The sequence below is a fragment of the Paraburkholderia sp. FW306-2-2C-D06C genome, assembly GCF_058781505.1.
In genome coordinates this window covers 1-12,658 of the sequence record NZ_JBYSWU010000090.1, presented here as the reverse complement: position 1 = coordinate 12,658, position 12,658 = coordinate 1, and the positions used below count along the sequence as shown (strand labels likewise).

Genomic DNA, 12,658 nt, shown 5'->3' with positions numbered 1-12,658 from the left:
TGAGCCGTGTGGATCGAAAGACCCATGCACGGTTCTGAGGGGGCTGGACGCGGGTAACCGCGCCCAGCTACCCGACAGCGCCAAAGGGACGATTTACCCAAAGTGACGGGAAGCGTGACACCGCCCGTCCATCGCCACGAACACCTGACTGTTCGTGGTGCCGACGCATGATCTGGCAGGCCACCCGTTTAATGCATATGCTGGCCACCGTTGATCGCGATATTGGAACCGGTCACGAAGCCTGCCTCGCGCGAGCAGAGGTACAGCACGAGCGCGGCGACTTCGTCGGGCTGTCCGAGCCGGCCAACCGGAATCTGCGGAATGATCTTCGTCTCGCGGATTTCCTCGGGCACCGCCATCACCATCCTGGTCGCGATATAGCCAGGCGAGATCGTGTTGACGGTGACGCCCTTCTTTGCCACTTCGAGCGCCAGCGATTTCGTGAAGCCATGCATGCCGGCCTTCGCCGCGGCGTAGTTGGTCTGACCGAACCCGCCCTTGGAGCCAATGATCGACGACACGTTGATGATGCGGCCCCAGCCACGCTCAACCATGCTGTCGCACACCGGCTTCGTCATGTTGAAAACCGAGTCGAGGTTGGTCCGGATTACCGCGTCCCAATTGACCTTGTCGAGCTTCCTGAAGCTGGCGTCGCGTGTAATGCCGGCGTTATTGATCAGGATGTCGATCGGTCCAACTTCAGCGCTGATTTGCGCCGCGCATCTTTCGCACGAGTCGTAGTCGGCGACGTCGACCGTGTATGCGAGGAATTGTCGTCCCTCGGCTTCCATCCGGGCGAGCCACTCGTTCGCACCGGTGTTGCCCGGCGAACAGGTAACCATGACCGCATAGCCAGCGTCATGAAGCCTGATGCTGATCGCCTCACCGAGTCCGCCCATTCCACCTGTCACCACCGCAATCTGTTTTGTCATCAACATCATCCTCACAAAAATCAGGCCGCATGCTGATTCGGAGCAGCGCTACCTTTATTCAAGAACCGTATGAACGGGAAATCAGATTCCGTCATCGAGAAGGAGTCCGTTCTGGAATACGGCTGCAGCAACGCGGGCATCGCTGCCCGCCTCTGTCTTACCGCTTCACACTCGCGACTGCGGACGCCTGCCCGTTGGCGCGCCGCGCGGCGCTCGATGCAGCGGCCGTGACCGCGTCAAGGTTGCTCCCGGCAACCTGCATGGCCTGTTGACCCGTTTTCTGCAGCGTGTCGTACCAGGTGCTGGTAGCGCTGATCGCGGATTTCCACGCAGCGATCGTCGCTTCGGAACCCGCTGGAGCACTCTTCGCCGCGTCCTCGACAAGCGTCTGCACACGAGCGTTATACAGCTCATACTGTGCCCGAGCGAGTTGTGTCACCTCAGCCTGCGTGGTCGAAGTGATGTCCAGCAACTGACGCCCGTATGCCTGCCATTTCTCCGCGAAAAGTCCTGTAACGCCGGCCTGCAACGCAAGCCACTGCAGCGGGTCGTTCGTGCCAGGCGCTTTTGTCGTGTTCTCCTGCGCCTCGGCCAGCGTGGATTTGATGGCCTGCAGGTTCAGCGCGACCAGCTTTTCGACACCTTCAAATGCCTTGCCGCTCAATCCGAAGAACGCGTCGAGATTGGCTTTCTGCGCGGCCGCGACCTGCTCGGGACTCAATAGGGGCATTGCTAAACTCCTCAAAAATTCGCTCTGGCGCACAATCCGCATTCAGTCGGGCGGCTTGCGGCCGGATCCCGATGGTGGATCAATCACGGTACCCGTACACCGGCCAGACACGAGGCATCACAACGCGTTCAGGCCAGCACTTAAAATATGCACTCCGAATTAAACTGCCTGCTCGATCATTCTGGTTACATCTGTTTCGTCGGCTCGTCCGTCGTGCGCCTCAGTAGCACACGGGTCGGATCTGACAGAAAGCAACGCCGCAGCTCCCTCCAGAGCCAGGCGACAGATACCGCATCTACCTAGCGTATCCGGGCGATTGAGTTGAGTATGGAGTCGCCGTCACTCGTGACACGAGGGTACGACCGTTCGGACGCAAGATTTTCCAGGGCGATGAGCTGACGCTCCAGCAGCGCGTCGAGTTCGGCGCGGCTCAGTTCGACCTGCTCGGGCGCCTGTCTGACGAGCATCAGGGTGGGGAATTCATGGGGACTCAGCATGTTGTCTCCTTCATCTGGCCTGCCTTCGATCGAAGTTTGAATTGCCGCTACCGCATTGCATGCGCAGCAATTATTGCTGGCTCCCCTGTTACAGAGATTCGATAAGCGGAAGCGAGACGCCATGATAACCGTTCAATTTTTATAAATGCAATATTTCGGATGAACGTTTAGCTGCTTTTATTCCATTTGAATAATTATATTGCCATCCCGGCCAGATCCATCCAGGCGTTTGAATGTGCGCGCCGATGTCTCGTGGGCGCCCTCCAGACGGCCCGGCAACAGACCGGTTCTAGCACAATAGCGTTTTATCGCTTATGCCGATTTGAGACATCAATTCAACATGATAAAGCAGAATAGGCGATATGGAATTATCGCGACAGGATGGACGAGTTTTTCGGCTGATAACCTATATACAGCCATTGCGGAATATCGATTACAGCGCGCAAGAATTAATTGTGTGCTCTCGAGGGCGTTGTCACGCTATTGGGATAGTCGCATAAGATCGCGCGATGAAGAATGCAAAACCGCCTTATCATGGCCACCGCTTTCCAGCGGCGGTCATCAACCATCACGGGTGCTAACGCACCACGGCCGGTCAACCAACAACGCGCGGCAACTGGATGCGCACTCCGCTCTTTAAATGTTCTTCGATGAAGACACGAGGAAGCTCGCTAAGCCGCCATCCGACCTCCGGCCGTCGAAGCAGCGTCACGTACACCGTATTTCGGATTCCTCTATTCAGGGGCGGCATCGACTCATCCGACGTGTACCGGGTATGCAAAGGCTCGATCGCGTTGCGCACGGCGTACGCAATAATCGCGGCAGACCAGCGGAATGCCCGCAGTTGATGTAGAGGCCACTGCGGCTCTGCCTGCGCAGCCGGAGGCTCCCAGTACGGCGGAAGGGTGAAGAGCACCCTCCCCATTGCGACCTCTCGCTGTTCATTGTCTTCGCGGAGCAGCTCAGAACAGCCATGACGAACGCCAGACTGCACTTGCCGGACGATAGTTGGATGCTCGCTTGCAGGCACCTCGTCGGTCCAGACGTTCATCACAACGGACTCGAGCGACGGACAGAGTTCGGCCACCGCAATACGCCTGGTATCGGCTGTCGACAGGTATGGCGCTTCTACCCATTCCATTTCGGTTACTGTCCCTTCGAACATCCAAAGCGCCCTCGCCCTAGACTCGGCGGCCGCTTTCTTGCCGGTACGGCCCGTGCAGGACATGACGTTCACCTCCTTCTGACCACGTTCCCCTCTCTGTGCCGGGCGGACGTTTGATCAGACAATAGTAGGCTCTCCGCCAGGATTCCCCAAGGGTGGCCTTGACGCTTCGACGCTCTGTAAGACGAGGGTAACGGGCTAGATAGCTCGCACAAACATTGGCAAGGGTAAGGATTCGCGCGGAAATGCGTATCAGTGGGACGTTCATCCCAGTCAAAGCCAACCTTGATTCATACAAGATCCCGCCAGGCGGGGCCTGGCTCTGCTGGTGATACTTTCAGACTGCTTCAATTGGGACAAGCGGCCGGATCGTACCACGCGGCTCAAAGCCTTGAGCAACAAGGCTTGCCGGGCGATGTTACGCAAACTGCACGAATCCTTGCTCCTACCCTCTTAGGGCCGGGCGAAAGAGCTGACCGTTTCCCGATCGCAGGCCCACAGGCTCCGCGGCGCGCGAAAACAAGGAATGTCTGGACTTGCGAGACAGCATGGCGTAACTATACTTCCTATCATCTGACGGAACTGGCGTGCTGCGGGAAAAGCGGGATATACATAGCACAGCCCCCGGTGCATCGCATGCGCGAACGGCTCGTGCCGGACGCTGCTTGCCCGTCGGGTCTCTCCGGTCCGCAGGTACCGCCAGTGGGTTCGGCGCCGTGGGGAGCGCAGGGGGACGGCGTCCCTGCAACGCCCCGAGTGCGCGGCACGCGCCTCGCAGCCCAGTGAAGCGAGGAGCCAGGCATGCGGTACTGCCGTGATCGGTAGGTCAGGGACAGCCTGACGCGCGCCGTCCATTGCGGCCGCACCACGAACGGGGGAATCATGGCTTCGGCCCATACCGTGCAGCACTGGCCGTCAAGGGGCGGAACACACCACGCGAGGAACACCGTGACGGCACCGGTGTGCGCGCGCGTTCTACCCGGGCACGGCCACCGGGTCCGTGAAGGATCCCGGACGAAAATGCAGGCCGATCCGGCCAATCGGCGCATTCTGGTAATCGACGACAACGCGGTGACGCAGGAGGATCTGCGCAGGATTCTCGCTGGCCACCCCGACAGTGAAACCGCGCTGGCGACAACCCGGACGGCCCTGTCGGTCGGAGTGCCGGTCGCTCGCGAGGCGTTTCCGGTCGACTCCGCGCATTCGGGACAGGAAGCGCTTGCGCGGGTCGAGCGCGCACTTGGGCGGAACCGGCCCTATGCAATGGCATTCCTCAACATGTGCATGTCGTCCGGCTGGGACGGCCCGACGACGATCAGGCGGCTCTGGCAGGTGGACTCGCAATTGCAATTCGCGCTGATAAACGCGGATGCCGACGCCCGCCGGGAAACGCTGGCCGCGCGCCTGGGAGCAGACAACCGGCTGCTCATTCCCGACGGGCCACTGAACCCTGCCGGGATACGTCGGGTCGCCAGCATGCTCACGACCAGGCGGCGCACGACAGGAGCGGCCACTGTCGGAATGAGCAACCTCGCGCTGGCCATCGAGGGAGAAACCCGGGAGCCCGACGAGGCGAATCCCGTCGTGGAGAACGGCCCGGCTATCTTCTACCGTCTGCGTGGCGAGCCCGGGCTTTCACTCCTGTACATATCACAGGGCATCACACGGTTCGGTCACGACCGTGACGCCTTGCTGGCCTCGTCAGCCTGGGTCGAGGAGCTCGTCGATCCGCGCGATCGGACGCGGGTCGAAGCAGCCATCGCGCGCGTGCTGGACCGGGGCGTCACGGGCGCGTCGGTCGAGTTCCGCCTGCGCACCGGCGACGGCGCCGGTCGTTGTGTCGAGAACCGCTTCGTCCCGGTGCGCGACCGGGAGGGACGGCTCATCGAAATCGAAGGGATGATCCTCGACATGACCCGGGAACAGGCCGCGGAGGAGAAAACCGCGCGGCTCGCCGGTACCGATGCGCTCACGGGACTGGCGAACCGGACGACATTCCTACGCCGGCTGCGCCACGCGTTCGCGGCCGCCCAACGCGGCGCCATGCCGTTTGCGGTCTTCCATCTGGGTCTCGATCATTTCGGGTCGGTCAATGACACACTGGGTCGCCCGGTTGGCGACCTGCTGCTTCGGGAGGTCGCGAAGCGTCTGACGACCTGCATGGGCGAACGCGATCTGGTGACCCGCCTGGGTGAGGATGAATTCGCCATCCTGCAGGGCGAGATGGGCGAGCCCGCTAACGCTGGGAGCCTGGCGGCGAGACTCCGGACGGCACTGGCCTTCACCTACCACCTCGATGGCAACGATGTGCGGATCACCACCAGCATCGGGGTCAGTCCTTACGTCGAGGGAAGCAGCGACGCGCACGCGCTGCTGATGCAGGCTGATCTCGCGCTCCACCGCGCCAGGCAAGATGGCGGCAACCGGTATTGTTTCCATTCCGACGGGCTCGACCAGTCCGTGCTCGAACGGGTGACGCTCGCCGATGATCTGAGAGGCGCAGCGGATCGCGGCGAACTGGAACTCCAGTACCAGCCCGAGGTCGAGTTGTCCTCCGGGAACATTGTCGGGATGGAAGCGCTGGTGCGCTGGCATCATCCGGCACGCGGCCTCCTTGCCCCCGGCATTTTTGTGCCGATTGCTGAGCGGGCCGGCACGATGAGAGCTCTTGGCCACTGGGTGCTGGATGAGGCATGCCGTCAGATGAGGGCATGGCGCGACGAAGGCGTGGCCCCCCTGATGATCGCCGTCAATCTGTCCTTGTGCGAGCTTGGTAGCGCCCAGACTTTCATTCGCGATGTCGCCGAAACCATCGCGAAATGGCGGCTTGCCCCGTCCGACCTGGAGTTCGACGTGACGGAGGCGACCCTGACCCGGCTCGCGTGGTCCCAGAACGACGTGCTCCGGGCGCTGCGCGAACTCGGCGTGAAGATCGCCATCGACAATTTCGGCAGCGAGTACGCGTCGTTTGACTATATCCGGGCCTGGCGCGTGAGCCATCTGAAGATTGCTCAATCGCTCATCCACCGGTCCACTAGCGATCCCGGGAGTGCGGCGACGATCCGTGCCATCGTCAACCTCGCGCGCGAGGCCGGTATCGGCGTGATTGCGCAGGGCGTAGAGACCGAGCAGCAGCGTCTGCTGCTCGCTGACACGAATTGGGCGACGAAGGCGCAGGGCTTTCATTTCAGCGAGGCGGTGGCGGCCGCTGAGGCCAGCGCACTGCTGCGCCAGGGCCACATCGCCGAATCAACGTAGTGCGGGACTGTTAAAAAGCGAGGGGTTTTCGGCAGCGCTAGCATTGAACCTCGCCAGTACCTACGTCGAGGTCCGCGATGAAAATCGTTGTTCGCGTCGAATTGATTACCGACTGGGGTGATGTAAATACGATCGAGGTAGGCCGCATCGACCGGCCAAGCCAGACACTCGATCTCGAATCTGTAGGGCTGTCATTGGCGGATGGAAAGCAACTGCTGCATAACTTGCAACAGGCGGTGATCCCAGCCCAAGCGGACGAAATTTGCGCCTTACGGCGCATCTGTCGACGATGCTTACCGAAAGGCTCGCTTCGCTTGTCCAGATGCACGCCGGGACCTCTCACCCACGACTCTCGGTGATCACAGACGGTGCCAACGGGATCCAAAGCATCTATCGTCAGCTCCCGTTTAGCGCCACGCCGATCCTTGACTGGTTTCACATCTCGATGCGGGTGCGGTATCTCGAGCAGATCGTCAGGGGTTTGCTGCCACGATCCGAGACTGAGCAGTACACGAAGAAAGCGCTGCAAACTTACGTCAACAAATTGCGCTGGTGCTTCTGGCATGCGAACGCTGCAAAAGCGGAGCAACGGATGCGACAGATCCCGCTGCTCTGTCGCATCGTTGTGCCACCGACGCAGCGATTCGCGCGGAGCCTCGAGCAACTCGACTATCGCCTCGGCGAGTTGTTCGCTTACCTGAAAAGCAACCACGGCTCGACGACCGCCTACGGGAAGCACCATCGTGAGCGCGAGCCGATTTCGACGGCCATGGCGGAATCGGCGGTGAACCAGGTGGTCAACGCACGCATGTGCAAGCGCCAGCACATGCGCTGGACGCCACGTGGCGTCCATCTGCTTGCCCAGGTGCGATGCGCGGTGATCAATGGTGATCTGGCAACCAGGTTTGCAGCCTATCGAGCGCGCATTGACGAAGGACCGGAGGACGTGTTCCGCTTTCTCGAGTTCCTGCAGCGGGCGGCAGAAGCGGAACCCCTCGCTTTTTAACAGTCCCATACTGGGATCGCGGCCGCGCGCGCACTGCGGCAAGCGACAATGCACCCACGCCGGAGGCGGTGTTGCAGCGCGTACTGCACACGCATCGAAGACGCTTCAGGGTCTCGCCCGAAGTGGGATTGCCGTCCGCGACCGGTGAGCCAATACGGGAAACCTCGCGGGAGACCACGGCGCTGGCCACCGTGCCGCATCCATTGATCGCGTGGCGCGCGCGGGACGCTTCGCGAATGTGGCGAGCGCAACCAACACGCTCGGCGTGGGCGACGACGCGCACGCTGTCGCGCTCTTCCTGCGCGATCGCGCGAGCCGCTCACCGCATACGCTGCGTGCATATCGGACCGAACTGCGGCGGCTGGTCATGTGGTGCGAAGCGCAGCAACTCGGCCCGCTGTCGGATCTCACGCACCACGACCTGCTCGCATACCGGCAGGCATTGCGCAAGCCCTCTCATGATGCCGTCGACGACAACAACAACCGGACGGCGGCGGAAGCGACCCAGGCCCGGGCACTCGATGCAATCCGAACTTGCTGGGCACCGGAAATGCCCACAAAAGCGCCATACCTTCCGACAATGCTTGTTCAATTGAGACTGGGCGGCAGCGTTCCGAGCTGATGGAAGACACTTAGCCAGTCCTCGATATGCCAGGTTTTCGCTATACGTTCATCGCGAAACTCGTGAAAAGAGTGAATCGCAAACTCGATTGGCCTGGATGTCGCTGCGATGCCCATCAGAGACCCAGACTGCGTTCCCGTGACTTTTGCCCGCACGCCAACCATGTTCCCGTGGATCAATACGTCCAAGATCTGAACGTCCATGTCCGGCAACGCAGAAGCCAAGTCAACAAATACTGGAATCATCTGGTCTGGCCCCCCGGCCGTCCCGAAAGACGCAGGCACGTATTGCCAGTCGGGCGTAACAACCGTCCGCAGAAGCGCAACGTCTTTTTGAGCGTGCGCCTGGTAAAAACGGCCAATGATCCGCTGCGCAAGGATATTCTGGAAATTCGTGTGGTCGTAAGACATGGTTATCTCCTTTGACGGTTTGACATACACAACTACCCGCGCCAACCGTACGAGACTGAAGGGGTCTGGCGGGGACGAGTTCTGACGACAGACAGGCTGAGCGCGGTACAGCGCGTTGCCCAGGCAGTTGCCTTCAATTTCATCGTGCTGGACCCTAGTCACGGATTTTGTCGGCGCCCGCGGTGGGCCTCCGACGTCCGCGGCCGCGCCCGGGCACTCCCGCGCGATGATCGGCGTGCTGTATTTCTTCCGATTGCCGCCACAATACGCACGAAAGAAATCCGGCAAGCACAATCTGCATCACCTTGTCGCTCGCCCTCTGCGGATCGCACATTCTGGAGAACTGCACACCCTCGCGCAGGCTCACCAAGCCGAGCGCGAGCGCGTCCGCCTGCAGGGGCAATGGCCTGCCGTCGCGCTCCGACGCCGTGCGGATGTACGCGCTGATCTGGTCGACCTTTTCGTGCCGGAACGCGTTAAAGCGCTCCTGAAACGCGGTGTCCCGATACGCGAGTAGTTTGGCTTCGACCCAAAGCAGAATGCAGTCTCGATCACGAAAATACCGGCTGTAGTACGCGATGGCGCGCGCCTTCACTTCCGCGGGCGTGCCGCCCTCGTCCATGACCGCCCGCAGATCGACCTGCGCGCTATCGTGGTCCCGGCGCACCAACTCAAGCAGCAGATCCGACTTACCGTCGAAGTTCGAGTAGAACGCGCCGCGCGTGTAGCCGGCCGTCTCGGCGATGTCCTCCACGCTTGTAGCGGCCAATCCTTTTTTGACGAACATCTTTCGCGCAGCCTCAAGCAGACGCTTTCGCGTCTGTTCCCTGCGCTGTGCGTGTGTCAGGCGTTCCCGTTTCATGGCATAACGTACCGGTCGGATCAGAGACCCGGCATCGCCGGGCCCCTTTGCAGCAGCGTGTGTCGAAATATGTGTAATCGACCGTGAGGTCGCGGCCTGCAGTCAGGTCCTGGTGGCGAAAAAATAACTTCCGTGTCTTCGATGAGCGTTCAAACCCCTCTATTGGCGCGTCGACGACCTGTACGCGCTAGAACGTATAGGCGACGTTCAGGAAGACGTTAAGCGGATCGAGCCGGAGCGTCGATTTGGAAACGATCTGCGTTCCAGTCGCGGTCTGCCCGTAAAGCGTCAGGTGGGTCTTCACTGGAACGTAGCCGAGAGAGGCTCCGACCGACCAATGTTTTGTAATCGCGTAATTTGCCCCGGCCTCGAATACAGGGTTCCACGATGAACTGAGGGTCGCTCGTGCCGAGCCGCCTGGACCGAGGCTATCAGAAACAAACTGGCTATTAGTTGTCCGAACCTGGGTGAACCACGTATAGTTCACGCCGAGTCCGACGAACGGACGGAATTTCGATTCGGCTGAAAACAGGTGGTATCGAAGTTCGAGGGCGGGCGGCATCGGCCTCGTCGAGCCAAGGTTGCCATACTTCTGCAGCGTACCATCGCCAACCAGATTCACCTCCAGTGGCAATCCAAACAGCGTGGCAACACCAATGTTGTCCGTGACATAGTACTCGGTGGTAATTCCCACCGTATCCGTCGAGCTGGCATGCGCCCCGGTACCGGCTAGCTGCTGGTTCACCGCTACGCCGCCAATGCTCTCCACGGTTAGTGGCGTTGCGTTGCCCTGTGGCGCAATGTGAAGCCATCCTGCCGACAGTGTCACGCTTCCGGCCGACTGTGCATTGGCATTGTCGATAAGCGCCGCCGGGCAGATACAAGCTGCCATACCGACCGAACTGATTGCGCGTTTGTAATTCCTCATGTCTTTTCTCCTGTCTCTCTGTCTGGAAATTCTTTATGAATCAGTGGTGTTGCCGTTCGATCCGTTCAATTGTTTGTTTTCCCGTTTTCGTATAGACACAATGGGCACACTCCGATCGCCCTGCACCCTAATAAGCGTGCATGGCCAGGCGCTCCGTCTCAGGCGGGAACACGCACCAAGTACCGTCACGGTGCCGGAAGAAAAAGAATCCAAGCGGGCCTGTCGGTAGCAGTAACTCGATACGCACGCACGGTCTCTGATTCGAGCGCGCGCGGTTGAATCGGGTAACCCGAACCGGCATCGAAGAAGTCGGCCCGAGCCATTTTTCAACCTGCGAACGCAAAGACCTTTCTGATGCGACACCCATCTTATTTCCCTCCCTGGCAATTAGGTGTTCTAAGCTATAAACATTGGCATGAATTTGAACCGCCGCATCGCGGCGGGTATGCGCTGACTAGCCTTTAATCTGGGCGCATGACCGAGCGCGTCCGTTTGATCTCGGGGCTCGTGTCACGTTGGGCTGGCCCGCGTATCTGTCGATGCGTCGTCTGTCCCCGTCGGTTGCTCGGCCCGTGATGGCCTCGCCGCGGCCGAGATCGAAAATGCGAACGGAAAGCGCCCGAGCGCGGAAGTCGTCAACGCTTCGAACGCGGGGTCGGCAAGTTCGACGTGGAGTGACATTCCGAGCGAGGTGTCATCAATGAGGCTAACGATTGCATCCTCGACGCCAGCCTCTACGAGGGCCGACTCCAAGGCATCTGCCGTTTCGCGCCGTTTCAGCGCCGGCTTGAAGATCTTGCCGACGCCCGTCAACGGCATCGTGTCCACGATCCGTATCCCCTTTGGCAACGCGGCGCGTTCGTTGATCTCGTGACGCAGAAACTCGGCCAATTCCGCTTCGGTTGCGGTTATGCCCGGCTTTAGCTGGACATAGGCCACCGGCAATTCGCCCGCATGCACATCGGGGCGCCCTACGGCTGCGGCGATCTGAACCGCGGGATGGCGATGCAACGGCTCTTCGATTGCTGCAGGGTCGATGTTGTGTCCACCCCGGATAATCAGCTCCTTCTTCCGGCCGGTTAGCCAGAAGTAACCATCGGGGTCGCAGCGTCCGAGATCTCCGGTGTTGAGCCAGCGCCCGCCGCCGCCATCTTCCATCCAGATGCCACTGTTCTGCTCCAGCCGGGTATAGCCAACGAACACGTTTGGCCCGGAGATAACCAGTTGGCCAACCTCATCCGCAACGCAATCCCGTACATACCGGCCGCTTGCGTCGACCACCACTGCTTTCATCGCCTGACCGGGCAGACGAAGACCAATCGAACCGACCCTGCGCTCGCCAAGCGGCGGGTTAACGCTGCTAACGCAGGTACCCTCCGTGAGGCCGTAACCCTCAAGGATTCTGATTCCTGTACGATCCTGGAAAGCGCGAAGTAATTCCACCGGCATCGGGGCGGCGCCGCACAGTCCATACTCGAGCGAACTGATATCGTGCTCGCCAACCGGGACGTCCAGCAGCGATCCGTAGAGTGTCGGGACACCGCTGAAGAAATTGACGCGGTAATGCTCAACAATTTCCCAGAAGCACTTTATAACGCCATCGCCCCGATAACCTTGCGGTGTGCCGAGCACGACGTGGGCACCACGCGAGAACGCGAGCAGGCCTGTCACGATCACGGCGTTGACGTGGAAAAGCGGCAATCCGCAAAAAATCGTTTTCCCAGGACCAATGCTTTCACCGAAGAATTGACCCGCGTTCCATGCATTGGCCAACCTCGGCGACTATCCCTCCGACGCCGACGCTATCGAGGCGGCGCAGCGCTGGGCGATCCAGTGGTGCGACGAGAACTCCGAATAGGCCGCGCGCACGGATTCCTCGAAACAGATCCTTGGAGGCAGTTATGCAACCTTGCAATGCCTGTCTCGAATTGGTTGGAAAGCCATCTAGCGTTCCTCCGCATGGTGATCTCGCCGATTCCGGCGTCAGTGAAATCGGGTCGCCGGGCCACATGACGAAGATCAGCAACAACTGGAATTGCACGGTCTGCGGCAACTGGCTGTACCAGAACACAGCGGATGGCGAACCTCCAAACGAGTGGACGATGGGGGAACGGCCGTTAGATTGGCTCGGGATGGGATGACTAACGATTCCTCGAAGATTGCGATGGACGCTAGTGTCCTGAGTTAGAAGTTCGTTGAATCAATCTTCCGCTCTATCCGAAATGACGAAATGCTGATTAAAAAGCCG

10 protein-coding genes and 1 pseudogene are annotated in these 12,658 nt (G+C 60.3%); 3 read left to right on the top strand and 8 right to left on the bottom strand.

Features of this window, described 5'->3' with window-relative positions:
- Window positions 1-188 precede the first annotated feature (188 nt).
- The 4 genes from phbB to AC3WLT_RS35885 form a co-directional block, all read right to left on the bottom strand.
- Window positions 189-932, bottom strand: coding sequence for an acetoacetyl-CoA reductase (gene phbB / locus AC3WLT_RS35900; RefSeq protein WP_492596316.1), 744 nt, complete (start codon window positions 930-932; stop codon window positions 189-191).
- Between the two features lie 157 nt (window positions 933-1,089).
- Window positions 1,090-1,662: a TIGR01841 family phasin gene (gene phaP / locus AC3WLT_RS35895; protein WP_492596315.1), complete on the bottom strand. Its 573-nt coding sequence runs from the start codon at window positions 1,660-1,662 to the stop codon at window positions 1,090-1,092.
- 299 nt (window positions 1,663-1,961) lie between these two features.
- Window positions 1,962-2,159 (bottom strand): hypothetical protein, encoded by a 198-nt coding sequence (locus AC3WLT_RS35890; protein ID WP_492596314.1) that lies wholly within the window; start codon window positions 2,157-2,159, stop codon window positions 1,962-1,964.
- A gap of 595 nt (window positions 2,160-2,754) precedes the next feature.
- On the bottom strand, window positions 2,755-3,387 hold the full coding sequence (locus tag AC3WLT_RS35885) for a hypothetical protein (protein WP_492596313.1): 633 nt from the start codon (window positions 3,385-3,387) through the stop codon (window positions 2,755-2,757).
- A 957-nt stretch (window positions 3,388-4,344) separates the two neighbouring features.
- Between AC3WLT_RS35885 and AC3WLT_RS35880 the strand changes: the two genes are divergently transcribed.
- The 3 genes from AC3WLT_RS35880 (at window position 4,345) to AC3WLT_RS35870 (ending at window position 8,210) form a co-directional block, all read left to right on the top strand.
- Complete coding sequence (locus AC3WLT_RS35880) at window positions 4,345-6,582, top strand: putative bifunctional diguanylate cyclase/phosphodiesterase (protein WP_492596312.1); 2,238 nt, start codon at window positions 4,345-4,347, stop codon at window positions 6,580-6,582.
- 322 nt (window positions 6,583-6,904) lie between these two features.
- A complete protein-coding gene (locus tag AC3WLT_RS35875; protein ID WP_492596311.1) occupies window positions 6,905-7,588 on the top strand; it encodes a hypothetical protein in 684 nt (227 codons plus the stop codon).
- 238 nt (window positions 7,589-7,826) lie between these two features.
- On the top strand, window positions 7,827-8,210 hold the full coding sequence (locus AC3WLT_RS35870; protein WP_492596310.1) for a site-specific integrase: 384 nt from the start codon (window positions 7,827-7,829) through the stop codon (window positions 8,208-8,210).
- Here AC3WLT_RS35870 and AC3WLT_RS35865 read toward each other — a convergent pair.
- From AC3WLT_RS35865 to AC3WLT_RS35850, 4 genes and pseudogenes are all read right to left on the bottom strand, one after another.
- Entirely contained in the window at window positions 8,177-8,620 is a 444-nt protein-coding gene (locus tag AC3WLT_RS35865; protein WP_492596309.1) for an ester cyclase, read from the bottom strand. The genes AC3WLT_RS35870 and AC3WLT_RS35865 overlap by 34 nt on opposite strands.
- A gap of 154 nt (window positions 8,621-8,774) precedes the next feature.
- Window positions 8,775-9,482 (bottom strand): TetR/AcrR family transcriptional regulator, encoded by a 708-nt coding sequence (locus AC3WLT_RS35860; RefSeq protein ID WP_492596308.1) that lies wholly within the window; start codon window positions 9,480-9,482, stop codon window positions 8,775-8,777.
- A 187-nt stretch (window positions 9,483-9,669) separates the two neighbouring features.
- Complete coding sequence (locus AC3WLT_RS35855) at window positions 9,670-10,410, bottom strand: OmpW/AlkL family protein (RefSeq protein ID WP_492596307.1); 741 nt, start codon at window positions 10,408-10,410, stop codon at window positions 9,670-9,672.
- Window positions 10,411-10,920: 510 nt separating this feature from the next.
- Window positions 10,921-12,183 (bottom strand): annotated as a pseudogene (locus tag AC3WLT_RS35850) (AMP-binding protein); the annotation flags it as partial.
- Between the last annotated feature and the right edge of the window lie 475 nt (window positions 12,184-12,658).